Origin of the sequence: Streptomyces sp. NPDC057010 (genome assembly GCF_042673805.1) — a bacterium.
Classification (GTDB): Bacteria; Actinomycetota; Actinomycetes; order Streptomycetales; family Streptomycetaceae; genus Streptomyces.
This window is the reverse complement of sequence record NZ_JBHUSC010000007.1, coordinates 186518-213471: the sequence shown is the minus strand read 5'-3', so window position 1 is coordinate 213471 and position 26954 is coordinate 186518. Positions and strand designations below refer to the sequence as shown.

Here is a 26954-nt window from a genome sequence, read left to right as displayed (position 1 = left end):
ACCCCGGACTCCGGGGTGGCGGGCCCTCGCCCGTTCATCGCCGCGGTTCAGCCGAAGACGACGCAGGTGGCGGCCGGTACGGCCACCGAGCCGGCCGCCCGCGGGTGCCCGGTCGACGGGTCCACCTCGAACCAGGCGACGTTCCCCGAATGCTCGTTGGCCGCGTACAGCCGGCGCCCCGAGGGGTCCACGGCGAGATCGCGCGGCCAGCTGCCACCGCAGCCCGTGGAACCGGTGAGCCTTGGCTTCCCGGCGCCCGCGGCGAGGGAGAGGGTGTCGATGGTGTCCGCCCCGCGGACCGCGGCCCAGACGAAGCGCCCGTCGGGCGAGGCGACGACCGCCGAGGGGTAGGCCCGTACGGCCCCTGAAGGGCCCTCCGGGGCGATCGGAACCTCCCCGACCGGTTCCAGTCGCCCGGTGGCCGCGTTCCAGTCGCAGACGGTCAGCTGGGGCACCAGCTCGTGCAGGACGTAGACGAGCGTGCCGTCGGGGTGGAAGGCGAGGTGGCGGGGCCCGGTCCCGGCCCGCAGGGCGGTCTCGGTGTGCACCCGCGGCTCCCCTGTGGCCGGGTCGAGCGCGCAGACCCGTACGGAGTCGGTGCCGAGGTCCACGCTGAGCACCCAGCGGCCGGTCGGGTCGGGCAGCACCTGGTGGGCGTGGGGCCGCTCCTGCCGGTCCGCGTCCGTGCCGGAGCCCCGGTGGGCGAGGACGGCGGCGGGGCCGGCCGGGCTGCCGTCGGCGGCGAGGGGGAGGCTACTGACGCTGCCGGAGGTGTAGTTGGCGGTGAGCAGCCGGTGGCCGGCCAGGCTGAGGTGGGTGGGGCCGGAGCCGCCGACGCGCACGGGAGCGCCGAGCGGGGCGAGGCCCTCGGCGGTGGGCGCGAAGGCGGCCACCGCCCCCTGGTCGGTCTCGCTCACCGCGTAGAGCAGGCCGGTGTCGCGGGCGACGGCGAGGTACGAGGGGTCCGGCAGGAGGGCGCCGGTCGTGGTGAGCGGGGTCAGCTCCCCGGTCGCCGGATCCACGGCCGCGGTGGTGATGCCGCGGCCGCCCCCCGAGGTGAACGAGCCGATGTAGGCCCGGTGTCCGCCGCTCCGGTCAGTCCTGTCCGCGCCGCCCACGGGATGCCCTCTCCGCCGTTCCGGATCCGTTCGCAGCCGACGGTAACAGAAGGTCTAGACCAAGTCCCGTCCCTGGGCCCGCTCCTGTGCGCCGGAGTGGTGGACGTAGGCCGTGCTGCTCGGCCGGTCCTCGTACGTGCGGTGGAAGACCGGGGTCGCGGAGCCGGAGATCGGCGGGACGATCCAGGACCAGTCGGCGCCCACCTCGCGGCCCTTGCGCTCCTCGCGCGCCATGTGGGAGAGGAACCGCCGGGATTCGGTGTGGTGGTCGGCGATGGTGACTCCGGCGCGGTCGAAGGAGTGCAGGACCGCCCGGTTGAGCTCGACGAGCGCACGGTCCTTCCAGAGCGAGCGGTCGCTGGTGGTGTCCAGGCCGAGCCGGCGGGCGACGGCGGGCAGGAGGTTGTAGCGGTCGGTGTCGGCGAGGTTGCGGGCGCCTATCTCGGTGCCCATGTACCAGCCGTTGAAGGGCGCGGCCGGGTAGTGGACGCCGCCGATCTCCAGGCACATGTTGGCGATGGCGGGGACCGCGTGCCAGCGCAGGCCCCAGTCCGCCCAGCCGTCGCCGCCCCCGTCGCCGTCGGGGTGCTCGATCGGCACCTCCATCACGGCGTCCGCGGGGGTGTCGAACCAGCGGGGTTTGTCGTCGACCCCCTGGACCACCAGCGGGAGGAGGTCGAAGGGGGTGCCGGCGCCGCCGGACCAGCCGAGCCGCAGCAGGGCCTCGGTCAGCGGGGCGTTGCGGGCGTCGCCGACGGTGACGGAGGGGTGGTCCCCGTAGCCCGCGTAGCGGACGAGCTGCTCGCTCCAGATCAACGGGCCCGGGCGGTCCGGGGCGTCGGGCGCGAAGACCGTGATGGTCGGCCGGACCCGGCCGCCGTTGGTCGCCTCGCGCAGGTGCTCGAAGCACTCGGCGGCGATGTCGTCGGCGTCCGTGAGGCCGCGGCGGTCACGGACGCGCAGGGAGTTCCAATACAGCCTGCCTATGCAGCGGTTGCTGTTGCGCCAGGCCACACGGGCCCCGTGGACCAGTTCCTCGGGGGTGTGCCGGTAGGTGCCGGTCTCCGCGAGCTCGGCCCGTACGGCGGCGAGCCGGGCACGCGGATCACCGGCGTCGGCGTGCTCCCTGTGGAAGAGTCGGATGAACTCCTCGGCCGCTTCCCACACCTGAGCGGTGGTGGAGCGCTGTTGAAGTATTTCCATTCCGGGCGGTTACCCCCTGTCCGACCAGATCCACCCTGTACATGCCGGATGAATGTGCAATGAACAATCACCCGTTGTACATGCCGCAGGTCAGCGGCGCGGGCCAGGCGCGCCCGGAACACTCCTCCGAGTGATCTTCACGGATCGCACTGCGGGCCGGCGCCGAGGGGGCGTACGATCCGCCGCAGTCCTGGAGTTGGCCGCTCCGGTCGACGCTGGACCGGGGTCAGCGGCAGGGCCGGCTCATGAACAGCGCCTGCTCTCCGGCAGCGGGCGTGCCGCCGTACAAGGTCGTGTCGAGGCCACAGAGGGTGAATCCCATGCGCCGATAGGCGTGCACCGCAGGAGCGTTCACCGAGCTGACCTCCAACCACAGGTGGTCGGCGCCCCGTTCGCGGGCGAATCCGTCCGCGCAGTCCATCAGCGCACGGCCGATGCCGCGCCCGCGGTGTTGCGGGGAGACCTCGATGTCCTCGATCGTGAGGCGGCGGTTCCAGGCGGCGTAGCCGGTGGCGACGAAACCGCACAGCCGCCCGTCGTCGAGGGCCACGTAGGTGCGCGCTTCCCCGTTCTCGCCGGAGCCGCGGCCAAGCCCCTGTTCGTCGTGCTCCTCGGGCGGGAATTCCTTGTACACCGGCGGTTCCACGGGGACCTCGCGGAGCGTGAAGCCGGCCTCGGAGGCGGCCACCTCGAAGACCGTGGCGGTGGTGAAGGAACTGTCCAGGGCCTCGATGGCACCCGCGTCCTCGGGACGGGCGAGGCGGTAGACGATGCCGTCGGCAGAGCCGTGTGCGGTGGTCATGAGGACCACGGTACGCAAAAAATCCCCCGGCCGAATTCGCTGCCGAGGGAGGAGGGAGCGTATATTGGTTCATTCATGACTTCGCCACAAGCGAATGCATGAACCAACTTACGAGGACACTGTATCGCGGCAGGAGTGCAATTGTCAACCGAGGAATTCCGGAAAGAGCAGCAATTCGTCACGGACCTCTATCGGCACCTCGACCACCTTCGTGACCAGGCGGAACACGCCCTCAAGGGGGCCCTGCGCCAGGTCGGCAACGGATTTCAGGAGCGCCTGGAGCGCGAAGTCCTGGTCGCCGAGCAGTCCGGCCTGCTCTCCGCGCTGAATGCGGGTGAGAACGGCCTGTGTTTCGGCCGTCTGGAGTTCTCCGACGGGCGTGACCACCACATCGGCCGGCTCGGAATCCGCGCGGACGACGCGGAGCGCACCCCCCTCGTCCTGGACTGGCGCGCGGAGGTGGCCCGCCCGTTCTACCTGGCCACCGGCCACACCCCCATGGGCCTGCGCCGCCGCCGGCACATCAGCAGCCGGGGGCGGGTGGTCACCGCCCTGCACGACGAGATCCTGGACCTGACGGACGCGGAGCGCACCGGGTACGAGGGCCCCGACGCGGACGCCGTGCTGCTCGCCGCGCTCGACGCCGCCCGGACCGGCCGGATGCACGACATCGTGCGGACCATCCAGGCCGAGCAGGACCGGGTCATCCGCTCCCCGCACCGCGGCGTGCTGGTCGTCGAGGGCGGTCCCGGCACCGGAAAGACCGCGGTCGCGCTGCACCGCGCCGCCTACCTGCTGTACGCCCACCGCGAGCAGCTCGCCAGGCGCGGCGTGCTGATCGTCGGCCCGGGCCCGGCCTTCCTGGGCTACATCGGCGGGGTGCTGCCGGCGCTCGGCGAGACGGGCGTTCTGCTCGCGACCCCCGGCGAGCTGTTCCCCGGCGTGCACGCGACCGGGACCGACCGCCCCGGCGCCGCCGCGGTGAAGGGCCGGGCGGCGATGGCGCAGGTGCTGGCCCTGGTGGTGGCCGACCGGCAGTGCCTGCCGGAGGCCCTGCCCGCGGACAGCGGCGAGGAGTACGACACGGTCCCCGAGCCCGTGCTGGAGATCATCCACGACGACTACGGCACCCTGCTGCTGGACCGCACGATGGCCTACGAGGCCCGCGACCGGGCCCGCGCGACGGGGCTGCCGCACAACCAGGCCCGGCCCGCCTTCGCCTTCCGGATCATCGACGCGCTCACCGAGCAGCTCGCGGACCGGCTGGGCGCCGATCCGTACGGCGGCCCGAACCTGCTCGGCTCGGACGACGTGGTCCAGCTGGGCAAGGAGATCGCGATGAGCCCGGCCGTGCACGCCGCGATCGACTCGCTGTGGCCCACCCTGACCCCGCAGCAGCTGGTCGCGGACTTCCTGGCGGAGCCCACGCACCTGCCCGCCGACGAGGCGGAGCTGATCCGGCGCGAGCCGTCGGCGCGCCCGGACTGGACCCCGGCCGACGTACCGCTGCTGGACGAGGCGGCCGAGCTGCTCGGGGAGGACGACAGGGCCCGGCGCGCCGCCGAGGAACGGGAGCGGCAGCAGCGCATCGCCTACGCCCAGGGGGTGCTGGACCTGTCGCAGGGCTCGGAGTCGTACGAGTTCGAGGACGAGGAGAACGAGTACCTCGCGGCGCACGACATCATCGACGCCGAGCGGATGGCCGAACGGCACGAGGAGGCCGACCACCGCAGCGCCGCCGAGCGGGCCGCGGCCGACCGCACCTGGGCCTTCGGGCACGTCATCGTGGACGAGGCGCAGGAGCTGTCGGAGATGGCGTGGCGGCTGCTGATGCGGCGCTGCCCGACCCGGTCGATGACGCTGGTCGGCGATCCCGCGCAGACCGCCGACGAGGCCGGGTGCGGATCGTGGGAGCGGATCCTCGGCCGGTACGTGGGCGAGCGCTGGGAGCTGGTCCGGCTCGGGGTCAACTACCGCACGCCCGCCGAGGTCATGGAGGTGGCGGCGTCCGTGCTGCGGTCCCGCGATCCCGGCTTCGAACCGCCGCGCTCGGTGCGGTCCACCGGGGTGCGGCCGTGGGCGCGGGCGACCGGTGACCTGGCGGGGACGGTCGCGGAGGCGGTGGAGCGGGAGCGGCCGGCCGAGGGGCGGCTCGCGGTGATCGCGCCGCGCGCGCTGCACGGGGCCCTGGCCGGCGTACTGCCGGGAGTGCGTGCGGGCGCCGAGCCGGACCTGACCCGCGAGGTCGTCCTGCTGGACCCGCGCCAGGCCAAGGGGCTGGAGTTCGACACGGTGATCGTGGTGGAGCCGGCCGACCTCCAGCCGAGCGACCTGTACGTGGCGCTGACCCGGGCCACCCAGGCCCTCGGCGTGGTGCACACCGAGGGCCGGCTGCCGGCCGGTCTGGACCCGGAGGGGCTGCTCAGGCGCTGATGACCAGCGGGGCCCGCGGGTCGGTCCGCAGCGGGGCGGCGAGCGCGACGAGGGCGTGCTCAAGGCCGTGCAGGTGGGCGAGGGCCGGCTCCGCGGGAGCCTGGCGGGGCAGCACCGGAGGGCTCACTTCCGGTGTGCTCCGCGGGGCGGTCAGGGCTTCCACGGCCGCTTCGACGCGCCAGCAGGCGGCGGCCAGGCGGGCGTCGTGCGAGGCCTGGGGGTCGGCGGCGACGGCCACCAGCCCGCGCACCTCCCGGGCGCAGTCGTCGAGCAGGGCCAGGACCTGCCGGGCCCGTGCCTTGCGGGCGCGCAGCGGGCTCAGCGGGTGGACGAGGGGTGCGAGGGCCATCCGTACGCGGCCCAGCAGCAGTTCGAGTTCGGCGGCGTGCGGGGCGGGGTCGGCGTCGGGGTTCCCGGCGAGCCGGTCGAGTGAGGCCGCGGTGGAGGCCCGTACGCAGTGCAGGGCGCGCTGGATCCAGGCGTCGTTGGCGGCGTGCGTGGTCACCGGGAGGATGATCACGACGGCGAGGGCGGCGCCGAGGGCGCCGATCGCGGTCTCCTGGAAGCGCAGGAGCAGCAGGCCGGGGTGGAGCACTCCGAGGAGCCCGTAGAGCAGCCCGGCCATGACGGTGACGAAGAACATCATCCAGGAGTAGGAGGGGGCGGCGGTGTAGAAGATCCCGAAGACGCACACCGCGACGAGCAGGGCGGTGGGCAGCGGCGCGCCGTGCAGGGGTACGGCGATCAGCAGTCCGGCGGCGATGCCGAGGACGGTGCCGAGGACCCGGCGGAAGCCGCGGACCAGGGTCTCGCCGCGGGAGGCGGTGTTGACGAAGATCCACCAGGCGGTGCCTACGGCCCAGTACCAGCGGTCCTCGGAGAGCGCCTGGCCGATGCCGAGCGCGAAGGCGCAGGCGGCGGTGGCCTGGAAGGCCTGGCGGGTGGTGGGCCGGGCGAGGCCGGTGCCAGGGAGTCCGGGCGGTGCGGCGGGGGGCGGGGTGCGCCGCTCGATGGGCCACAGGCCGAAGCGCACGGCCCCGGAGGCGAGGAGCGCCAGTCCCACGGCGGCGTACAGCTCGGGCAGCTGGCCGGGCACGGCGTGCAGGAACTGGGTGACGAAGAACATCATGAAGCCGAAGATCCCCAGGGCGTGCCCGCGCGGGCCGAAGCGGCGGGCGTAGACCCCGGCGAACACGACGGCGAGGAAGGCGGCGTCACGGGCGAGGGGCACCCCGTGCAGGGTGGTGGCCAGCGCGAGGACGGGGAACCCGGCGAGCGGCAGCAGGGCGGTGGTGGTCCGCTGGGCGCGGACGCTCGGGTCGAGCACGGTGAAGAGGGCGAGCAGGGCCGCCAGTCCCCCGGTGATGGAGGCGGTCAGGGAGAGGCCGCACAGCTCGGCGAGGGCCACGGCGGCCGCGACGCCGATGACGGCGCGGGCCGAGTTCCTGAGTCTCATACGCCCCGGATCCGGAGCCACGAACATCCTCTTCACGGCGGTGTGCCGCCCCCCTTGCAGTGGTGCGCGCCGGGCCGGCGGCCGCCCGGGAGTGGTGGGCGGCGTACGGGCACGGCGAAGGCGCCGCGCTCCGGACCGGCCTCGTTGCCGTCCGGCGCTGCGCGGCGCCGAAAGTACATGGATACGACACAGATAATCAGCTGTGGGCCCACTGGTTCAACACGGACCCGGATGACTGGGCCATTGGCCCAGTGGAAGGCCGCGATCTTCGGCCACCGGGGTGCCAACGGAGCGGTCACGCGAGGGTCTGCCGGGCGGAGCCGTTCAGCCCGCCGCACCGGCGCGGTGGACGCGGGCTAGGACGAGGACCGTGTCGTCGGCCGGCGGACCGGGGAGCAGACGGTCGAGGATCCGGTCCGCCATGGCCTCCAGCGGGCCGGCGGATCCGGCGAGTTCGGCGCGCAGGGACTCCAGGCCCGTCTCGATGTCCTGGCCGCGGGATTCGATCAGGCCGTCGGTGTAGAGGACGAGGGTGGCGTGGTCGGGGAGTTCGATGCCGGTCGTCCGGAACGGGACGCCGCCGACGCCGAGCGGAACCCCGAGTACCTCGTCGAGGGTGTCGACCGCGCCGTCGGGGCGGAGCACGAGGGGCGGGAGGTGGCCGGCGTTCGCGATGCGGGCGCGGCCGGTCCTCGGGTCGTACACGATGTACAGGCACGTCGCCAGCTCGATGCCGGCCTCCTGGGCGCACGCGTCGAGTTCGGCGAGCAGGGCGTCGGGTTCGCGGGTGTGCCTGGCCAGGGCCTTGGTGGTGATGCGGAGGCGGCCCATGGCGGCCGCGGCCGGCACCCCGTGGCCCATCACGTCGCCCACCACGAGCACGACCCGGTCGTCGGGCAGGCCGATCACGTCGTACCAGTCGCCGCCGACCTCGGTGATGCGGCCGCCCGGCACGTAGCGGTGGGCCACGTCCACGTACGGGCTGCTCGCGGCCGCGGTGGGCAGCAGGGCCCGCTGGAGGGTGAGCGAGATGTCCTGGACCCGGCTGTACAGCCGGGCGTTGTCCAGGCAGATCGCGGCGCGCGAGGCGAGCTCGCCGGCGAGGCTGAGGTCGTCCCGGTTGAAGGCGGGCCGGTTCGCGGACCGGCCGAACATGGCGATGCCCTGGACGGTGCCCCGGGCGATGAGCGGGGCGACGAGGACGCAGGCGACCCCGCTCTCGGTCAGGACCCGGCCGCGGGACTCGATGAGGACGGTCCGGGCCAGGAACTCCTCGTCCACGACGGCCGAGATCGGGCGGCCGGTCCCCAGCATGTCGTGGATGACGGAGCCGGGCGGATAGCGCACGGTCTCGACCCCGCTGACGAGCTCGGTGGCGGCGGGAGCCGGGAGGATCGTCCCGGAGGCGATCCTGCGGGTGATCAGCGGCCGCGCCGGGTCGAAGTCCTCGGTGGCGTCCATCCACTCCACGATCTCGACGACCGCGCCGTCGCAGAAGTCCGGCATCGACACGTCGACCAGTTCCTGGGCCGTGCGGTTCACGTCCAGGGTGGTCCCGATGCGCGCGGAGGCCCGGTCCAGCAGGTCCAGGCGCCGGCGGCCGGCCGTCGCTTCCAGGATGGCCTGTTCCCGGTCGGTCACGTCCACCATCAGCCCGCCCACGCCGGGGCGCGAGCCGACCGCCTGGCTGAGGGGGAAGAAGCTCACCGAGCGCACCTGGTCGTGGTCCGGACGGCCCCGCGGGCGCATGCCCACCAGTGCCCCCACGACGGGCGCTCCGCCCGCCGCGACCGCGCGCAGCATGCGCCGGTACTCGCCGTCGTCGGAGAGGATCACGACGTCGTCCGTGTCCATCCCCAGGTGCGCCTCGATGGGGAGGCCGTCCATGTCGGCGAGGGCCTGGTTCAGGTGGACGTAGCGGAGGTCCTGGTCGAACATGACCAGTCCGATGGGGCAGGTCTCGAACAGGGCGTCGAGGAAGGCGAGATTGGTCTTGACCCGGTCGAGTTCGTCGCTCCTGCTCGCCAGGCCCATGACCACCGGCCGGCCGTCGGCGCCCGTCAGGGGGAAGACGCGGACCCCGCAGTCGAAGAGCTCGCCGTCGCGGTGCCGCGCGGTCAGCCGGGTCCGCCAGTACCCGTCGTTCCGGGCCCGCTCCACCAGCTCGGCGCACGCGTCGGAGGCGGTCCGGGTAGCGGTGCCGGCGAAGAGCAGGGCGCCGGGGCGGGAGAGGACGGCGGCGGAGTCGTGGCCGAAGAGTTCCTGCGCGCCGGGCCCCCAGTAGCGGACGAGCCCCTCGTGATCGATGCCGAAGACGGCCACCGGTACGTGCTCGAGCAGCGTCCCCGGCTCGGAGGGGAACGGGCCGTGCGCCTTCTCGCCCCCCGGTCGGACCGATGGCACGAGACGCCCCCTTCCACCTGCGGAGCCGTGTGCATCCAGTATGCGGACATCGCGGTGGTTCCCGCCTGGGGCGTCTAGGGCATGTGGTCGTCCGTCGGTACGCAGAGCACGGGGATCGGCGAGAGGTGCAGCAGCTTGTGCGGGGTGGAGCCCAGCAGCGCTCCGCGGATCGGGCTGTCGCCCCAGGTGCCGACGATGATGACCCGGGCGTGGTGGCGCGCGGCGGCGTCGAGCAGGGCCTGGGCCGGTTTCTCGTCGACCACCTCGACCGTCGAGGGCACTCCCGCCTCGTCGGCGGCCTCGACGGCGCGGGCCAGCGCGCTGCGGCCCGCCTGGCGGACGGCTTCGCGGTGCGCCAGGTACTCCTCGCCGGTGGCGCCCGGTGCGGCCGCGCCGTACACCAGGACGAGGGGCTCGCCGAAGGCGGTGGCGACCTCCAGCGCCACCCGCAGGGCGCGTTCCGCGCCGGGTGACTCGTCGTATCCCAGGACCACGGCCATCGGGCTTCCTCCTCAGGTCTTCCTGCCGTGGACGACGTCCGGGTCGACCACCCCGCGCCGCTCGCGCCAGAACCGACCGTCCCGCACCCGCCAGAAGCACATGACGGCCAGGCCGACGACGGCGATCGCGATCCCGATGACCAGCGGCGGGCCGAGCCCGAACCAGGAGACGCCGCTGGCCGAGTTCTCCGGGTTCGACATGTCGTGGACGGACTCCACCAGCAGCCAGGCCAGCAGCCCGGCTCCGATGACCGGACCGGCGCCGATGAGCAGGAAGTTGTGCGCGCTCTCCAGCAGGTGGCGCCGGTAGTAGATGGCGCAGGCCAGGCCGGTGAGCGCGTAGTAGAAGGCGATGAGCAGGGAGAGCGCGGTGAGGGAGTCCAGGAGGGCGTTCTCGCTGATCTGGTTGACGATGAGGTACCAGCCGATGGCGATGGCGGCGACCCACCAGGTGCTCACGTCCGGGGTGCGGAACCGCGGGTGGATGTGCGCGAGCCCCGGTGGCAGCGCGTGGCGGCGGGCCATGGACAGGGCGGTGCGGGAGGCGGGGATGATCGTGGTCTGGGTGGAGGCGAGCGCGGAGGTGCAGACGGCGAGGAGCACCATCCAGTCCCAGCCGCCCATGACCTCGTGGGCGAGGACGGCGAAGATCGCCTCCTCCTCGCCCGCGTTCTCGGCGAGGAAGGCGGTGCCGGCGTAGCCGACGACGGCGAAGCCCACGGACAGGTAGGTGACCAGCAGGACCACGGTCGACCAGATGCCGGCCTTGCCGGGGGCGGTCGCGGAGTTCTCGACCTCTTCGGTGAGGTTGACCGCGGATTCCCAGCCCCAGTAGATGAACACGCCGAGCAGCAGTCCGCCGGTGAGGGCGGCCCCGCCGGCGCCGAAGGGGTTGAGCCAGGTGACGGACGGTTCGATGGCGTCGAGGGTGCTGGTGCCGGCGTAGATGCGGTAGATGGCGACCACGGCGAAGGCCAGGAGGAAGAAGACCTGGGCGAGGATGAGGATGTCCTGGAGGTGGGCGGACAGTTCGGTGCCGATGACGCAGATGGCGGTCATGGCCAGGATCACGGCGACGGTGAGGGACTGCCGGATCACCGTGTTCGCGGCCCAACTGTCGAGGCCGGCGGCGAGCAGCCCGAAGTGGACGGCCACGTCCGCGAGCGAGCCGATGACCAGCACGCCGGTCATGGTGATGGCCCAGCCGCCGAGCCAGCCCGCCCAGGGGCCCATGGCGCGGGTGACCCAGGAGAAGGTCGTCCCGCAGTCCTGGTCCACCTTGTTGAGGTAGTAGAAGGCGGCGGCGATCAGCAGCATCGGAACGAACGAGGCCAGCATGACGCCCGGCGCGTAGATCCCGGCCAGGGCCACGATCGGCCCGAGTACGGCGGCGAGGGAGTAGGCCGGCGAGGTGGAGTTCAGGCCGATGACGAGCGCGTCGAGGAAGCCGATCGCGTTGGCCTTGAGCCCCTGTTCCGGGATTCCGGTCCCGGGACCGCCGCCACCGCTCGCACCGTCGTGGGCCATGTACGAATCGTCACGCACCCGGCGCCGCCCCGCGAGGCGGAAGGGGCCGGGTGCGGGACGCCGGGGACCCCGCCGTCAGGGCCGGGTGTTCCAGCCCGCGATCACCGGGAGCCCGTGCTCGGTGGAGAGCACGCTGACGGTGCCGGTGCGCAGCAGGAAGAGGCGGCCCTCGGCGGGGTCCAGGCCCAGGTAGCGGGCGGTGAGGACGCGCAGGAAGTGGCCGTGGGCGACGAGCACCACGTCTCCCCGGCCGGCGCGGAGCTCGGGGGCGACCCGGGCCAGGGCCCGGTCCGCGCGGGCTCCCACCTGGGCGGCGCTCTCCCCGGGGTGCTCGGCGTCGCCGGGCGGGACGCCGTGGGTCCACAGCGACCAGTCGGGCGTGGTCCGCTGGATCTCCTTGGTGGTGACGCCCTCGTAGCCGCCGTAGTCCCATTCGTAGAGGTCGGGATCGGTGGTTCCGCCGGTGAGGCCCGCGAGTTCGGCCGTGGCGACGGCCCGGCGCAGCGGGCTGGTCAGCACCAGCGCGGGGTGCCGGTCGCGGAAGTAGGGGGCCAGGGAGAGGGCCTCCTCGACACCGCGCGGGGTCAGCGGCACGTCGGTGCGCCCGGTGTGCCGCCCGTCGGCGCTCCACGCCGTCTCGCCGTGCCTCACCAGCAACAGGTCGCTCATCCCAGCGACCCTAATCCCCTCGGCATGTCGGCGCCGGAGGGGCGGGCGGGCGTGTCACTGTCGGGCCTCATGAAGCTGGGTGCGCTCCCGGTGCGTCCTACGCTGGTGGGACTGATGATCGTCCTGACCTTGGTCACCGGGCTGATCGAGGCGGTGAGCCTGCTGGCCCTCGGACCGGTGTTCACGGCGATGCAGACCGGCAACGTGCTCTTCCTGGCGTTCGGGCTCGCGCGGCAGGGGAACCTGCCCGCGCTGTCGGCCGCGCTGTCGCTGGCCGCGTTCGCCGCCGGCGCCGTGTTCGGTGCGCGGCTGGAGTCGGCGGCGGAGGCCCGGGGGTGGCGCTGGGTCGGGCTCGGCCTGTATGTGGAGGCGGCGCTGATCCTGACGGGTGCGGCGACCGGATGGGGCGTGACGCCCCGGTTCGGAAATCCGGGCGGCCCACATCTGGTGGTGACCGGGCTGCTCGCGGCGGCGATGGGCATCCGCACGGTGACGAGCATGCGGATCAACGTGCCGGGCGTGCCGACGACCCTGGTCACCCGCTCCATGACCGCGCTGATCGGCAGCTCGGCCCTGGGGCGGGACAGCGCCTTCGGATACGGAACGGGGGCCTGGGAGCGCCGGGCGATGGCGGTCCTGGCGATGTTCGTGGGCGGGCTGACCGGGGCCCTGCTGATCCGGGCCGGGTGGACGGTGGGCGAGCTGCTCCTGCCGGCCGCCGCCGTGGTGCTGGCGGTGGCCCTCGCGCACCGGACCATGCCGCGCCTGCACACGGCCTAGCCCGAGCCGTCAGCCGATGCCCCTCCCCCGCCGGAAGCGGTCGAGTCCGTCGGCGAGTTCCACCAGCGGGTCCGGGTAGTCGTACCGCGCGCGGTCCGGGCCCGGCAGCCGCCACGGTTCGTGCACGTACGGGACGGGCAGCCCGGCGAGCTCCGGCACCCAGCGGTGGACGTAACGGCCCTGCGGGTCGTACCTCAGGGCCTGCCGGACGGGATTGAGCACCCGGTTGGGGCGGGTGTCGGTCCCCGTGCCCGCGACCCACTGCCAGTTGAGCTGGTTGTTGGCGAGGTCCCCGTCGACCAGGAGGTCCAGGAAGTGGCGCGCCCCGGTCCGCCAGTCGACGTACAGGGTCTTGGTCAGGAAGCTCGCGGCGAGCAGCCGGCCGCGGTTGTGCATCCAGCCCTCGTGGCGCAGCTGGCGCATCGCGGCGTCGACCACCGGGTAGCCGGTGCGGCCCTCCTTCCAGGCTTCGGTCTCCTCCTCGGCGGCGCCGCCCGTACGCCAACGGTCCTGCCGGGCGCGGTAGTCCTCGGCGGCCGCCCGGGGGCGGGCGGCGAGGAGCTGGTGGTGGAAGTCGCGCCAGCACAGCTGCCGGACGAAGGCCTCTGCGCCGGGGCCGCCGGCGGTCCGGGCCCGGTGGACCGCCTCGGCGGCCGAGAGGGTGCCGAAGTGCAGGTGCGGCGAGAGCCGGGAGGTGGCGTCGCCGGCCAGGTCGTCGTGGGTGTCCGCGTAGTGGGTGATGCCGGAGCGCAGCCAGTTCGTCAGGAGGCGGCGGGCCTCTGTCTCGCCGCCCCGGGCCAGGGCCGGGGAGAGTCCGGTGAGGTCGCCGCGCGCGGGCACCGGCTCGGAACCGATGCCGTCGGGGAGCCGGACGGCGCGGGGTGCCGCGGCGACGGTGCGCGGCGGCCGGTCGGCCCAGCGGCGGAAGTAGGCCGTGAAGACGGCGAAGTGGTCGGATCCGGCGGGCAGGACGGCGCCGGGGGCGACTGCGGTGACCACGGCGTCGTGCACGTGGAGCCGCCGGCCGTCCGCTTCGAGGGCGGTGCGCAGCCGCTCCTCACGGGCCTGGGCGTAGCCGCTGACCCCGGCGGCCATGTGGACCTCGGCGGCGTCGGCTTCCCGTACGAGGGTGCAGACCTCCCGGACGGGGTCCCCGGAGCGGATCACGAGGCGGCCGCCGCGCTCGCGCAGTCCGGCGTCCAGGTCGGCGAGGCAGTCCGCGAGGAAGGCCTGCCGGTTGGGCGCGGCGAAGCCGGTGTCCGCGAGGGCGCGGTCGCGGACGAAGAGCGGGACCACGCGGTCGCAGGAGGAGAGGGCCGCGCGCAGCGGCGGATGGTCGTGCAGGCGCAGGTCGGAGGTGTACAGGACGACGGCTGTGTTCATGGTTCTCGCTGTTCGTCAGGCCGTGGTGGACGGTTCGTCGTGCGGCGCACCGGTCACGGAGGGCGGGGCGTCGGCCCCGTCCGCGCGTTCGGCGGCGCGGGCGATGTTGCGGGCCATCCCGCCGAAGACAACGGCGTGGAAGGGCGACACGCTCCACCAGTACATGTGTCCCAGCAGTCCGTGGGGGTGGAACAGGGCCCGCTGCCGGTAGTGCGAGCGCCCGGGCTCCGGGCCGGGGTCCGCGTGCATCTCCAGCCAGGCGAGGCCCGGCAGCCGCATCTCGGCGCGCAGGCGCAGCAGCCGACCGGGTTGGATCTCCTCGACCCGCCAGAAGTCGAGGGAGTCGCCCACCCGCAGCCGGGTCGCGTCGCGGCGGCCGCGGCGGATGCCGACTCCCCCGACGAGCCGGTCCAGCCAGCCCCGTACGGACCAGGCCAGGGGGAAGGAGTACCAGCCGTTCTCCCCGCCGACGCCCTCCACCACCCGCCACAGCGCGCCGGGTGAGGCTTCGACGGCCGTCTCCCTGCGGTCGGTGTAGAGGCTGCCGCCCGCCCAGTCGGGGTCGGTGGGCAGCGGGTCGCTCGGGGCTCCGGGCACGGAGGCGGAGGACCAGCGGGTGGCCACGTCGGCCTCGCGCACCCGCCGGAGGGCGAGCGACAGTGCCCGGTCGAATCCGATCGGCGCGCCGGGCGGGTCGGCGACGTGGCGTGCGATGTCGTGCTCCGCGCACACCACCTCGTGGCGCAGCGATTCGGCGAGCGGCCGGGCCAGCGCCCGGGGCACGGGGGTGACCAGGCCGATCCACTGGCTGGACAGGCCGGGGGTGAGCATCGGGACGCGCAGGATGAACCGGTGGGGCAGCTCGGCGACGGCGGCGTAGCGGCGCATCATCTCCTCGTACGTGAGGACGTCGGGGCCGCCGATGTCGAACGCCCGGTTCACGTCGGGCGGCATGTCGGCGCTGCCGACGAGGTAGCGCAGGACGTCGCGGACGGCGATGGGCTGGCAGCGGGTGCCGACCCAGCTGGGGGTCACCATGACGGGCAGCCGCTCGGTGAGGTAGCGCAGCATCTCGAAGGAGGCCGACCCGGAGCCGATGATGACGGCGGCGCGCAGGACGGTGGCCGGCACGGGGCCGGCGAGGAGGATCCGGCCGACCTCCGCGCGGGACCGCAGGTGCGGGGAGAGCTCGCTGAGGGGGAGGCCCGCGGGGGTGAGCCCCCCGAGGTAGACGACGCGGCGGACTGCGGCGCGGTGGGCCTGTTCGGCGAAGATGCGGGCGGCGGCGCGGTCGCGCTCCTCGAATCCGGAGCCGCCGCCGAGCGCGTGCACGAGGTAGTAGGCCACGTCGATGCCGTCCATGGCCGCGGCCACGGACTGCGGGTCGGTGGCGTCTGCGCGGACGATCTCGACCTGGCCGGCCCAGGGGTGGTCGCGGAGTTTCTCCGGGGACCGGGCCATGCAGCGGACGCGGTGTCCGGCGTCGAGGAGCTCGGGCACCAGCCTGCCCCCGATGTAGCCGGTGGCACCGGTGACCAGGCAGTTCAGACCCGTCATGGTTCTCTCCGCTTCGTGGGACCCGTACGCGTGCCGACCAGAACACCGTCGCCCCTCGGCGCCGGTGGTGCCATGCGGGCGTCCCCGGGGGATCACTCGCCCGGGCAAGATCCGCGTGAACCGGGCCATTGGTACAGTCGCGGCATGGCGGTGGACGAACTCGACACCCGGATCCTGCGTCTGCTGATCGAGCAGCCGCGTACCAGCGTCCGTGAGTACGCCCGGATCCTCGGTGTCGCGCGGGGCACCCTCCAGGCCCGGCTGGACCGGCTGGAGCGCACCGGGGTGATCACCGGGACGGGTCCGGTGCTCTCGCCCGCCGCGCTGGGGCATCCGGTGCTGGCCTTCGTGCACATCGAGGTGACCCAGGGGCACCTCGACGACGTGGGCGACGCGCTGGCCGCCGTACCGGAGATCATCGAGGCGTTCTCGATCACGGGCGGCGGGGACCTGCTGACCCGGGTCGCGGCCCGGGACAACGCGCACCTGGAGGACGTGATCCAGCGGCTGATCCAGCTCCCGGGGGTGGTCCGCACCCGCACGGAGGTGGCGCTGCGCGAGCGGGTCCCGCACCGGGTCCTGCCGTTGGTCGAGTCCGTGGGACGGGCCGCCCGCAAAACCTGACAGGATGGCTGAGGACAGGACACGACCGGCAGGACGGGCACAACGGATGATTTCCGTCATATTCGATCTCGACGGCACTCTCGTGGACAGCGAGCCGAACTACTACGAATCGGGCCGGCGCACCCTCGCCCGGCACGGGGTCCCCGATTTCACCTGGGAGCAGCACTCCCGCTTCATCGGGATCGGCACCCTGGAGACGCTGGAGATCCTCAAGGAACGCTACGGGATCCAGGCGCCGGTGGAGCAGTTGCTCGCCGAACAGAACGCCTCCTACCTGGAATTGGCCCGCACCGAGACCGAAGCCTTTCCCGAGATGCGCAAGTTCGTGGAACGGCTGCACGCCGAGGGCGTGCCGATGGCGGTGGCCTCCGGCTCCTCGCGCGAGGCGATCGACGCGGTGCTCGCCGGCACCGGCCTCGACTCGCTGCTGACGACGGTGGTCTCCGCCGAGGAGGTCGCGCACGGCAAGCCCGCCCCCGACGTGTTCCTGGAGGCGGCCCGCCGGCTGGGCGCCGAGCCCGCCGACTGCGTGGTCGTCGAGGACGCCGCGCCGGGCGCGCTGGCCGCCCGCGCGGCGGGCATGGGGTGCGTGGCCGTCCCGTACGTCGCGCAGACCGCGCACGACGCCGCCTTCGCGGACGCCGGGCTCCTCTTCCCGGGCGGGCAGCGGGAGTTCAGCGCGGAGGCCGCCCACGACTGGCTGACGGCGCGCCGCACGGCAACGGCCACGGCCTGACGCTCCCGCCCCCTGGTGCCCTGCGGGGGTCGCTGTCACCATGCCGACGTGACCTCGACCCAGCCCCCGGGCACCCGGAGCGGCGGGCCCCGCCCCTGGCCCCTGCTCGGCAATCTGCCCGCCTTCGCCCGCGACCCGCTGGCCTTCTTCGAGTCGCTGCGCGACGACTACGGGGACTGGGTCCCCTGGGCCCTCGGGCCGCAGCGCAACGTGCTGGTCTCCCGGCCCGAGCACGCGGGCGAACTGCTCGGCGCCGTGGAGGACACCTTCAAGCCGACGGAACTGGGCTGGGCCTTCCGGCAGTTGCTGGGCGACGGGGTGGTGGTCGCCACCGGGGACGACTGGCGGCGCAAGCGGGCGCTGGTCCAGCCGGCCGTGCGGCCCCGCCAGGTGCGCTCGTACGCCGCCACGATGGTGGAGTGCGCGGACGCGCTGGCGGGCACCTGGCGCGAGGGCGATCGCATCGACGTGCACCGGGAGATGGCGGGGCTCACCCAGCGGATCGCGGTCCGCACGCTGTTCGGGAGCGACGCCGCCGGCCGGGAGGCGCCCATCAGCGCGGCCATGGCCACCGCGCAGCGGGAGCTGGGCGCCGAGTTCCGGGGGCTGACGCTGTTCCTGCCGCCGTGGGTGCGCACGCCCGGGCGGCGCCGGATGCGGCAGGCGGTGGCGGTCCTCGACCAGGAGATCGAGCACGTCATACGGGAGCACGAGGCGGCCTCGAACGCCGGCGCGGAGCGGGACGACCTGCTGAGCCGGCTGCTCGCCGCCCGCGACGAGCACGGCGGTCCGCTGTCCCGCAAGGAGCTGCGGGACGAGTCGATCACCCTCTACATCGGCGGCCACGAGACCACCTCGACCACTCTGACCTGGGCCTGGCAGCTGCTCTCGGGGGCGCCCGGGGCGCGGGCCCGGCTCACGGAGGAGCTGGACCGGGTGCTCGGCGGGCGCCTGCCCACCTACGACGACTACGCGCGGCTGCCCTGGACCCGGCAGGTGGTGAAGGAGGCCCTGCGCATCTACCCGCCGATCTGGCTGATCTCGGCGGTGGCCGGGCCGGGCGCGAGCCTGGGCGGCCGGCCGGTCCCCGCGGGGACCGCGGTGTGGACCAGCCCCTGGTCGGTGCACCGCGACCCGCGCTGGTTCCCGGACCCGCTGGACTTCCGCCCCGAGCGGTGGGACGAGGACGCCCCGCAGGCCGTCCCTGAGCACGCCTGGTTCCCCTTCGGGGGCGGTCCCCGGGCCTGCCTGGGCGCCAGGTTCGCGCTGGTGGAGGCCGCGCTCGTACTGGCCGTACTGGCGCAGCGATTCCACCTGGACAGCGGTACCCGGCGGGCCGGGGTGTTCCCCGGGCTCACCCTCCAGCCGAAGACGCGGGTGCCGGCGACCCTGGTGGCGCCCTGACGGGGGCGGGAAGATCCCGCACACCCCGGAAGTTAGTAGAACCGTGAACGAAATCTTGCGGGACGTGGACGTGGTCGTCGTCGGCGCCGGGCAGGCGGGCCTGTCCAGCGCCTACCACCTCGCCCGGACGGGTATCGAGCACGTGGTCCTGGACCACGCGCCCCGCCCGGGCGGGGCCTGGCAGTACCGCTGGCCCTCGCTCACCTACGGCAGGGTCCACGGGATGCACGCCCTGCCCGGCATGGAGCTGACGGGCGCGGACGGCCTGCGGCCCTCCTCCGAGGTGATCGGCGAGTACTTCGCCGCCTACGAGGACCGCTTCGACCTGCGCGTACGGCGTCCCGTGGACGTCTCGGCCGTACGGGAGGGGATCGACGGGCGGCTGCGGGTCGAGACTTCGGCCGGTGCATGGTCGGCCCGGGCCCTGATCAACGCGACGGGCACCTGGGACCGGCCGTTCTGGCCGCGCTACCCGGGCCAGGAGACCTTCCGCGGGCGCCAGCTGCACACCGCGGACTACCCGGGGCCCCAGGAGTTCGCCGGGGCGCGGGTCATCGTCGTGGGCGGCGGCACTTCCGCGGTGCAGCACCTGCTGGAGATCGCCGAGGTGGCCGCGGAGACCACCTGGGTGACGCGGCGGCCCCCGGTCTTCCGCGACGGGAGCTTCGGCGAGGCCGAGGGCCGGGCGGCGGTGGCCCTGGTCGACGAGCGCGTGCGCCGGGGACTGCCGCCGCAGAGCGTGGTCAGTGTGACGGGACTCCCGCTGAACGAGGCCGTCCGGGCCGGACTGGACTCGGGGGTGCTCGACCGCAGGGCCATGTTCGACCGCATCACCCCGACCGGCGCCGCCTGGGCGGACGGGAGCCGTGTGGACGCGGACGTCATCCTGTGGGCCACCGGATTCCGCGCGGCCGTCGACCACCTGGCCCCACTGCGCCTGCGCGAGCCGGGCGGCGGCATCCGGGTGGAGGGGACCAGGGCCGTCCGCGACGAGCGGATCCACCTGGTCGGCTACGGCCCGTCGGCATCGACCATCGGCGCCAACCGGGCGGGCGGAGCGGCGGTCCGTGAGATCCGCCGGCTGCTGACCCGCGAACGGGTGGGCGCGCCGGCGCTCTGACGCCGCTCCGGGCCTCAGCCCGTCCCGGGCGGCTGGAGGGCGAACTCCCGGGCCGTGACGCCCGCGTCGCGGGCGGCCTTGTCCGCGTACACGTAGCCCGTTCCGTCGCGGACGTCGACGACGGGTTCCTTCCAGGGCTCGTCGTCCGCCGGGACGAAAACGTGAGCCCGGCGCAGCTCCGCGTCGTAGACGAGCAGCGAGACGATGTCGTACAGGTACTGGCCGATCTCGCTGTGCCCCTGGCTCGGGTGGTCGAAGGGGCCGCCGAGCCGGAGGACGAAGTACCGCCCGTCCTGCCAGTGGCCGCCGTCGTCCAGCCATTCGCCCCGCGCCACCGGGACTCCGTCCACCCACAGGAGCGCGTCACCCGGCCCGCCCCGCAGCAGGAGCGTCGCGTTGTGGCGGTCGTCCGGGGTGAATTCCACCCGGATCTCGTGCGGGGTCCAGAGGTCGATGAAGGAGGTGCACGCGCCGGGCTCCCAGCCGCGGTGACGCGGGGTTTCCCCGTCCGGGACCGGGAGGGGATCCAGCGAGCACACCTCGGGGGTGGCGCAGGCCCGGTCGACGCGGCGGTTGCAGCCCAGCCGGAGCGCCGCGACATCGCGCGGCGCGGCCAGGGACAGCAGCTCGCCCAGGCGCTCCGTGTAGCGCTCCGGGCCGACCAGGTGGGTGAGGTCGGCCTCGTCGAACCACCACACCAGAAGGTCGACCCCGATCGGTGAACGGGCCAGCCACTCCCGCCAGGCCGGCGCGTCACCGCCCCATCGTGCGATCAGGCGCCCGCGTGCTTCCAGCTCGGCTCTCGCGGCGGCCCGCTCGGCCTCCGTGGCCGGCGTCGTCGTGTCCGTGCCCTGGCTGTCCGGCTCCTGACCGCCCGCCCCCTGGCCGTCCGGCGGCTGCGCCTGCGGCGGTCCCGCGTCCGGTGTGCCGTTCTTCGCCTTCGCCTTGGCCTTCGTCTTCCACAACCACTTCACGGCTCGGCCCCCCGTTCCACGCATCGGCAGGCCGCCGATCGTAGAGGCCGGTCCGGGGCCGCCGCCCCTCATTTCCCGGCTGGGCGTCGGCGCGACCGCGGCCGCCATGGCCTCCAGCCCCGGGCTGTCGATCGGGGTGGGCGGCAGCCCCTGGCGTTCGTAGGTGTTGAAGGGGCTGTCGATCCGCGTGTCGCTCAGCTTGGTGTCCACCGTGCGGCGGTTCAGGGCGTAGTTGAGGGTGGAGTCCATCTGGAGCGGCATCGACCGCGCCAGCCGGTTGTGCACCACGCGCGCGACCTTGCCCATGTCGGCCCGGCTCTCGGCCTCCGCCTGGACGATGCCGGCCAGGGTGGCCGTCTGGTACGGGGTCATGCCGTGGGTCTTGCCGCCCTCCGCGACGGCCCGGGTGGCGAGGTTCCGCCGCGCCGTCCGCACCATGTACGACAGGACCGTGCCCGGGGTGCTCCGCGAGGTCACCGGGTAGGTCGCCGGGAAGAGGTAGCCCTCCGGATTGCCCTTCGCCTCCGCGGGCAGATCCAGATCCGCCGTCGCCGCGGCGGCCTTGGCGGAGCCGGCGTTCCGAGGAAGAGCAGCGTCAGCCGGCCCCGGCGGGTGAGCCGGGAACGACGCCGTGGCGGCCGGTGCTCATGACGCATGCGGGAACGCCAACCCGCTGATCGCCCCATTCCAGGCATCCCGCCTGCGCGTCGGTCGTACGATCACACATTCACCGGAGCGAGTTCGGCGTCGGCTTCGCGACTGGGCGGCTCCGGCGGCGCCTGCGCGGCGTCCCGGTCCCGGCGCACCAGGGCCGCATACCGGCCGTCCGCCTTCAACAGCTCCTCGTGCGTACCGCGCTCGGCTATCCGTCCCGCGTCCAGGACCACGATCTGGTCGGCGTCGCGGACGGTGGAGAGGCGGTGCGCGATGGTGATGGTGGTGCGGCCCTGCGACAGGTTGTCGATGGCCCGCTGGACGGCGTGCTCGGTGCGGGTGTCGAGGGCGCTGGTGGCCTCGTCGAGGATCAGCACCGGCGGATCGCGCAGGATGGTGCGGGCGATGGCGAGGCGCTGTTTCTCGCCGCCGGAGAAGCGGTAGCCGCGTTCGCCCACAAGGGTGTCGTACCCGTCGGGCAGGGAGGCGATGTGGTCGTGGATCTGGGCGGCGCGGGCGGCCTCGGTGATCTCCTCGTCGGTGGCGTCCGGCTTGGCGAAGCGGAGGTTGTCCGCGACCGAGGCGTGGAAGAGGTAGGTCTCCTGGGAGACCACGCCTATCGAGCGGGCCAGCGAGTCGAAGTCGAGGTCGCGCACGTCCACCCCGTCGAGAGCCACCCGGCCGCCGGTGACGTCGTAGAGCCGGGGCACGAGGTAGCTGAGCGTGCTCTTGCCGGATCCCGTCGGGCCGACCACGGCGAGGGAGCCGCCCGCCGGGACGGTGATGTCGATCCCCGACAGGGTCGGGCCGTTCTTCGCGTCGTAGGCGAAGTGGACGTCCTCCAGCCGGATCTCCCCCTTGGCCCGGTCCAGACTCACCGCGTCCTCGCGCTCGGTGATGTCCACCGGCAGGTCGAGGTACTCGAAGATGCGGGCGAACAGTGCGAGCGAGGTCTGGATCTGCACACCGGTCGACAGCAGGCTGACGGCCGGCCGGAACAGGCCCTGCTGGAGGGTGACGAAGGCGACGAGGGTGCCCACGGACAGCGAGGGGGCGCCCGTCTGCAGGGCTATGCCGGCGGCCCAGTAGATGAGCGCGGGCATGGCGGCCATGACGATGCCGATGGTGGACATCCGCCAGCGCCCGGCCATGCTGGAGCGCACCTCCAGGCCGACGAGCTTCTCGGACTCCTCGGAGAAGGCGTCGGTGAGGGACCCGGAGCGGCCCATCGTGCGGCCCAGCAGGATGCCGCTGACCGACAGGGACTCGGTGACGGTCGCGGCCATGGTGGCCATCTGCCGTTGCCGCTGGGCGGTGATCTTCTTGCGCTCGCGGCCGACGCGGCGGCTGATCCACACGAAGACGGGGAGCAGCAGCAGGGAGACGAGGGTGAGCCGCCAGTCGAGGGCGAGCATCGCGACCACGGAGGCGATGACGGCGGTCAGGTTCGAGACGAGCGAGGTGGCGGTGGAGGTGACGGTGGCCTGCATGCCGCCGATGTCGTTGGCTATGCGGGACTGCACCTCGCCGGTGCGGGTCCGGGTGAAGAAGGCCAGCGGCATCCGCTGGAGCTGCGCGTATACGGCGGTGCGCAGGTCGTGCATGACGCGCTGGCCGACCGTGGTGGAGATCAGGGTCTGGAGCACGCCGAAGACGCTGGTGACGACGGCGGTGAGGATCATCCCGAGGGCGAGCAGGCTGAGCAGCCCGGTACGGCCCTGCGGGATCGCCACGTCGAGGATCTCCTTGAGCAGGAACGGCGAGGCGACGCCGACCAGCGAGGAGGCACAGACGAGCAGGCCCACGACGGCGAGGCGGCCGCGGTAGGGCCGGAAGAGGCCGACGATGCGGCGGAGCTCGCGCGGCTGTTCCGCGGGCCCGGGGCGGGTCGGGTCGAGGGGATCTTTCGATGGGGTCCACTTCGGTTCGTCGTGCGGCATGGGCACCCTCTCGGGGGTCGGGAGGCCGGGTCCTCGTGGGCCCGGCGCCATTGGAGCATAGGTGATTGTTACCTATACTCACAATGAACGGCATCCTGATATTGTTCCCGGCATGAGCTCCGCCTCCGACACCGATCGCCTCCTCGCCGAGCAGCTCCTCCGCCTGACGCGCAGGCTCCACCGAATCCAGAAGCGCCACATGGAGCCGCTCGGAATCACTCCCGCCCAGAGTCGGCTGCTGCGCCTCGTCTCGCACTACGAGGGCGAGCAGCCTCCCCGGATGGCGGACCTCGCCACCCGCCTGGAGGTGGTCCCCCGGGCGGTGACCACCCTGGTGGACGGCCTGGAGGCCGCCGAGTGCGTGCGGCGCGCCCCCGACCCGGCGAACCGCCGCGTCATAAGGATCGAGCTCACCGACACCGGCCGCGCCACGCTGCGCCGTCTGCGCAACGCGCGAACCGACGCCGCAGAGGAGATCCTGGCTCCATTGACCGCCGGACAGCGCGAGGTGCTCGGCGGCCTGCTGAACGCCCTGTCGGACGCCCCGGCGGAGCGCCGCTGCTGAGAGGACGCCCGCGCGCGTGCGGGCCGCGAGTGAGGCGAGGGGTCGCGCATGCCGCTGCTGGAACCGAAGCCGGGAACCCTGCGCCCCCGCAGCATCAGCGGCCCCGCCCCCGACCGGATGCCCGCGCACCGGGCCGCCGGCACCCCGGAGCCGCTGCGCACCGAACTGGCCGAGCTGCTGGGCCCCGAGAAGGTGCTGTGGAAGGTCTCCGACCTGGTCCGCTACGCCACCGACGCCTCCCCGTACCGCTTCGTACCCCAGGTCGTGGTGGTCGCCGAGGACATCGACGACGTCTCGGCCGTCCTCTCGTACGCCCACGGCCGGCAGCGCGAGGTCGTCTTCCGCGCCGCCGGGACCTCGCTCAACGGGCAGGCCCAGGGCGAGGACATCCTGGTCGACGTACGCCGCCACTGGGCCGGTATCGAGGTGCTCGACGGGGGCCGGCGCGCCCGGATCCGGCCGGGCACCACCGTGCTGCGGGCCAATGCCGCCCTCGCCCGCCACGGGCGCGTCCTCGGACCCGACCCTGCCAGCGCCATCGCCTGCACCCTCGGCGGGGTCGTCGCCAACAACGCCTCCGGCATGACCGCCGGCACCACCAGGAACTCCTACCGCACCCTCTCCTCCCTCACCTTCGTGCTGCCCGGCGGCACCGTGGTGGACACCGCGGACCCGCTGGCCGACGAGGAACTGGCGCGCGCCGAACCGGCCCTGTGCCACGGGCTGATGGAGATCAAGAAGGAGATCGAGGCCGACCCCGGGCTCGTGCGGCGGATCCGCGCCAAGTACGAGATCAAGAACACCACCGGATACCGGCTCGACGCCTACCTGGACGGCAACACCCCCGTGGAGATCCTGCGCGGCCTGATGGTCGGCTCGGAGGGCACCCTCGGCTTCATCTCCGAAGTCGTCTTCGACACCCTCCCGCTGGACCGCGAGCTCTGCTCCGCCCTGCTGTTCTTCCCCTCGCTGCCCGCCGCGGCCGCGGCCGTCCCCCTCTTCAACGAGGCGGGCGCCATCGCCGTCGAGCTGATGGACGGCAACACCCTGCGCGCCTCGGTCAACGTCGCCGGGGTCCCCGCCGACTGGGCGGGCCTGCCCAAGGACACCACCGCCCTGCTGGTGGAGTTCCGCGCTCCGGACGAGGCCGCCCGCGACGCGTACGAACGCCGCGCGGCCGCGGTCCTCGCCGGGCTCGACCTGGTCGCGCCCGTGCCCTCGGTCACCAATGCCTTCACCCGCGACGCGCACACCATCAGCGGCTACTGGAAGGCCCGCAAGGCCTTCGTCACCGCCGTCGGCGGGGCCCGCGCCCCCGGCACCACGCTGATCACCGAGGACTTCGCCGTGCCGCCGTCCCGGCTGGCCGAGGCCTGCGAAGCCCTCCTCGAACTCCAGGCGGAGCACGGCTTCGACGCGGCCGTCGCCGGTCACGCGGCCCACGGGAACCTGCACTTCCTGCTCGCCTTCGACGCCTCCCGGCCCGCCGACGTCGAGCGGTACGCGGCCTTCATGGACGCCTTCTGCCGGCTCACCGTGGAGCGGTTCGACGGCTCGCTGAAGGCCGAGCACTCCACCGGCCGCAACATGGCCCCCTTCCTGGAACTGGAGTGGGGGCCCAAGGCCACCGAACTGATGTGGCGCACCAAGCGGACCGTGGACCCGGACGGGGTGCTCGCCCCGCGGATCCTCCTCGACCGCGACCCGCAGGCCCACCTGCGCGGCCTGAAGACGATCCCCCGGGTGGAGGCGGTGGCCGACCCGTGCATCGAGTGCGGCTTCTGCGAACCGACCTGCCCCAGCGAGGACCTGACGACCACTCCGCGCCAGCGGATCGTGCTGCGCCGCGAGATGATGCGCCAGCCGCCCGGCTCTCCGGTGCTGGACGGGCTGCTCGAGGCCTACGGCTACGACGCCGTCGACACCTGCGCGGGCGACTCCACCTGCAGGCTCGCCTGCCCGGTGGGCATCGACACGGGCGCCCTGATGAAGGACTTCCGCCACCGCCGGCACAGCCCGCGCGAGGAGCGGACCGCCGCACTGGCCGCGCGCCGGTTCCGGAGCGTCGAAGCCGCCGCCCGGCTGGCCGTGGCAGCCGTCGGCAAGGTCGGCGACACGGTCGGCGACGGGCTCCTCGCGGCCGTGACGGGGGCGGCGCGCAAGGCCGTACGACCGGACCTGGTGCCGCAGTGGCTGCCGCAGATCCCCGGTGCGGCGCCGCGGAAACTGCCCGGCACGCGGCGGGTGGGGGCCGCAGCCGTGTACTACCCGGCCTGTGTCAACCGGATCTTCGGCGGTCCCGAAGGCCGTCCCGGTCCCTCCCTGCCGCAGGCCGTGGTGGCCGTGTCGGAGCGGGCCGGGAAGCCCGTGTGGATCCCCCGGGACGTGGCGGGCACCTGCTGCGCGACGATCTGGCACTCCAAGGGATACGAGGCCGGGAACCGGGTGATGGCCAACCGGATCGTCGAGGCGGCCTGGGGCTGGACCGCCGGCGGGCGGCTGCCGCTGGTCGTCGACGCTTCCTCCTGCACCCTGGGCATCGCGCACGAGGTGGTCCCGTACCTGACGGACGACAACCGGGCGCTGCACGCGGAGTTGCGGATCGTCGACTCCGTCGTGTGGGCGGCCGAGGAACTGCTGCCGCACCTGGAGATCCGCCGCACGGTCGGCTCGGCGGTGCTCCACCCCACCTGCTCGATGCGGCACTTGGACGACGAGGCACAGCTGCGGGCGGTCGCCGAGGCGTGCGCCGAGGAGGTGGTGGTCCCGGACGACGCGGGCTGCTGCGCCTTCGCGGGCGACCGCGGCATGCTGCACCCGGAGCTGACGGCCTCCGCGACGGCACGCGAGGCGGCGGAGGTGACGGCACGGACCTTCGACGCGCACCTGTCGGCGAACCGGATGTGCGAAGTGGGAATGGACCGGGCGACCGGACGCGGCTATTACTCGGTTCTGCTCGAACTGGAGCACGCCACACGCCCCTGACCGGCGTCCCTGACCTGGCGCTACGTCGGCCGGCGGACCCGCAAACCTCCCCGCGAGAGGGCTCGGCCGCTGGAAAATCGATTGCCCGGACCCCGTCCGGAAGGCGAACCTTGCACGGTTT

Annotated in this window: 20 protein-coding genes; 8 read left to right on the top strand and 12 right to left on the bottom strand. The window is 73.6% G+C overall.

Translation table 11 applies throughout. The annotated features are described in order from the left end of the window. Nucleotides 1-47: 47 nt before the first annotated feature. The 3 genes from ACFTXQ_RS11035 to ACFTXQ_RS11025 form a co-directional block, all read right to left on the bottom strand. Nucleotides 48-1118, bottom strand: coding sequence for a lactonase family protein (locus tag ACFTXQ_RS11035; RefSeq protein WP_382638407.1), 1071 nt, complete (start codon nt 1116-1118; stop codon nt 48-50). Between the two features lie 54 nt (nt 1119-1172). Then, nucleotides 1173-2321: a nitric oxide synthase oxygenase gene (locus ACFTXQ_RS11030; RefSeq protein ID WP_382638404.1), complete on the bottom strand. Its 1149-nt coding sequence runs from the start codon at nt 2319-2321 to the stop codon at nt 1173-1175. 226 nt (nt 2322-2547) lie between these two features. Continuing rightward, a complete protein-coding gene (locus ACFTXQ_RS11025) occupies nt 2548-3123 on the bottom strand; it encodes a GNAT family N-acetyltransferase (protein WP_382638401.1) in 576 nt (191 codons plus the stop codon). A gap of 135 nt (nt 3124-3258) precedes the next feature. On the opposite strand from ACFTXQ_RS11025, the gene ACFTXQ_RS11020 reads away from it, so the two are divergent. Next, nucleotides 3259-5556: a HelD family protein gene (locus ACFTXQ_RS11020; protein ID WP_382638399.1), complete on the top strand. Its 2298-nt coding sequence runs from the start codon at nt 3259-3261 to the stop codon at nt 5554-5556. Here the strand turns inward: ACFTXQ_RS11020 and ACFTXQ_RS11015 are convergent. The 5 genes from ACFTXQ_RS11015 to ACFTXQ_RS10995 all read right to left on the bottom strand — a co-directional run bounded on the left by ACFTXQ_RS11015 (nt 5546) and on the right by ACFTXQ_RS10995 (nt 12111). Beyond that, nucleotides 5546-7039 (bottom strand): FUSC family protein, encoded by a 1494-nt coding sequence (locus tag ACFTXQ_RS11015; RefSeq protein ID WP_382638420.1) that lies wholly within the window; start codon nt 7037-7039, stop codon nt 5546-5548. The two genes, ACFTXQ_RS11020 and ACFTXQ_RS11015, sit on opposite strands and share 11 nt — an antisense overlap. Before the next feature lie 297 nt (nt 7040-7336). After that, nucleotides 7337-9415 carry a SpoIIE family protein phosphatase gene (locus ACFTXQ_RS11010; protein ID WP_382638396.1) on the bottom strand — a complete coding sequence of 693 codons (2079 nt, stop codon included), beginning with the start codon at nt 9413-9415 and terminating at the stop codon, nt 7337-7339. Between the two features lie 74 nt (nt 9416-9489). Beyond that, on the bottom strand, nt 9490-9915 hold the full coding sequence (locus tag ACFTXQ_RS11005) for a universal stress protein (protein WP_382638393.1): 426 nt from the start codon (nt 9913-9915) through the stop codon (nt 9490-9492). 12 nt (nt 9916-9927) lie between these two features. Continuing rightward, nucleotides 9928-11442: an APC family permease gene (locus tag ACFTXQ_RS11000; protein ID WP_382638390.1), complete on the bottom strand. Its 1515-nt coding sequence runs from the start codon at nt 11440-11442 to the stop codon at nt 9928-9930. Nucleotides 11443-11517: 75 nt separating this feature from the next. Beyond that, a complete protein-coding gene (locus ACFTXQ_RS10995) occupies nt 11518-12111 on the bottom strand; it encodes a histidine phosphatase family protein (protein WP_382638387.1) in 594 nt (197 codons plus the stop codon). Nucleotides 12112-12225: 114 nt separating this feature from the next. Here ACFTXQ_RS10995 and ACFTXQ_RS10990 point away from each other — a divergent pair, with 114 nt between their 5' ends. Beyond that, nucleotides 12226-12891, top strand: a complete 666-nt coding sequence (locus tag ACFTXQ_RS10990; RefSeq protein ID WP_382638384.1) for a YoaK family protein — start codon at nt 12226-12228, stop codon at nt 12889-12891. 9 nt (nt 12892-12900) lie between these two features. Here ACFTXQ_RS10990 and ACFTXQ_RS10985 read toward each other — a convergent pair whose 3' ends face one another. Next, on the bottom strand, nt 12901-14274 hold the full coding sequence (locus ACFTXQ_RS10985) for a cryptochrome/photolyase family protein (RefSeq protein WP_382638381.1): 1374 nt from the start codon (nt 14272-14274) through the stop codon (nt 12901-12903). Between the two features lie 15 nt (nt 14275-14289). Then, on the bottom strand, nt 14290-15831 hold the full coding sequence (locus ACFTXQ_RS10980) for an SDR family oxidoreductase (protein WP_382638378.1): 1542 nt from the start codon (nt 15829-15831) through the stop codon (nt 14290-14292). 144 nt (nt 15832-15975) lie between these two features. Here ACFTXQ_RS10980 and ACFTXQ_RS10975 point away from each other — a divergent pair, with 144 nt between their 5' ends. The 4 genes from ACFTXQ_RS10975 to ACFTXQ_RS10960 are packed head-to-tail and all read left to right on the top strand — an operon-like array spanning nt 15976 to nt 19715. Next, nucleotides 15976-16455, top strand: a complete 480-nt coding sequence (locus ACFTXQ_RS10975) for an Lrp/AsnC family transcriptional regulator (RefSeq protein WP_382638376.1) — start codon at nt 15976-15978, stop codon at nt 16453-16455. A 46-nt stretch (nt 16456-16501) separates the two neighbouring features. Next, nucleotides 16502-17191: an HAD family hydrolase gene (locus tag ACFTXQ_RS10970; protein WP_382638373.1), complete on the top strand. Its 690-nt coding sequence runs from the start codon at nt 16502-16504 to the stop codon at nt 17189-17191. A gap of 48 nt (nt 17192-17239) precedes the next feature. Continuing rightward, a complete protein-coding gene (locus ACFTXQ_RS10965) occupies nt 17240-18595 on the top strand; it encodes a cytochrome P450 (RefSeq protein WP_382638370.1) in 1356 nt (451 codons plus the stop codon). A gap of 43 nt (nt 18596-18638) precedes the next feature. After that, nucleotides 18639-19715 (top strand): FAD-dependent oxidoreductase, encoded by a 1077-nt coding sequence (locus ACFTXQ_RS10960; RefSeq protein ID WP_382638367.1) that lies wholly within the window; start codon nt 18639-18641, stop codon nt 19713-19715. A 14-nt stretch (nt 19716-19729) separates the two neighbouring features. Here ACFTXQ_RS10960 and ACFTXQ_RS10955 read toward each other — a convergent pair whose 3' ends face one another. Both ACFTXQ_RS10955 and ACFTXQ_RS10950 read right to left on the bottom strand, forming a co-directional pair. After that, nucleotides 19730-21223 (bottom strand): endolytic transglycosylase MltG, encoded by a 1494-nt coding sequence (locus ACFTXQ_RS10955; RefSeq protein WP_382638418.1) that lies wholly within the window; start codon nt 21221-21223, stop codon nt 19730-19732. Between the two features lie 185 nt (nt 21224-21408). After that, nucleotides 21409-23283: an ABC transporter ATP-binding protein gene (locus tag ACFTXQ_RS10950; RefSeq protein ID WP_382638364.1), complete on the bottom strand. Its 1875-nt coding sequence runs from the start codon at nt 23281-23283 to the stop codon at nt 21409-21411. Between the two features lie 112 nt (nt 23284-23395). Here ACFTXQ_RS10950 and ACFTXQ_RS10945 point away from each other — a divergent pair, with 112 nt between their 5' ends. Both ACFTXQ_RS10945 and ACFTXQ_RS10940 read left to right on the top strand, forming a co-directional pair. Continuing rightward, nucleotides 23396-23848 (top strand): MarR family winged helix-turn-helix transcriptional regulator, encoded by a 453-nt coding sequence (locus ACFTXQ_RS10945; RefSeq protein ID WP_382638361.1) that lies wholly within the window; start codon nt 23396-23398, stop codon nt 23846-23848. Nucleotides 23849-23896: 48 nt separating this feature from the next. Then, nucleotides 23897-26833, top strand: a complete 2937-nt coding sequence (locus ACFTXQ_RS10940; RefSeq protein ID WP_382638358.1) for an FAD-binding and (Fe-S)-binding domain-containing protein — start codon at nt 23897-23899, stop codon at nt 26831-26833. Nucleotides 26834-26954: the final 121 nt, after the last annotated feature.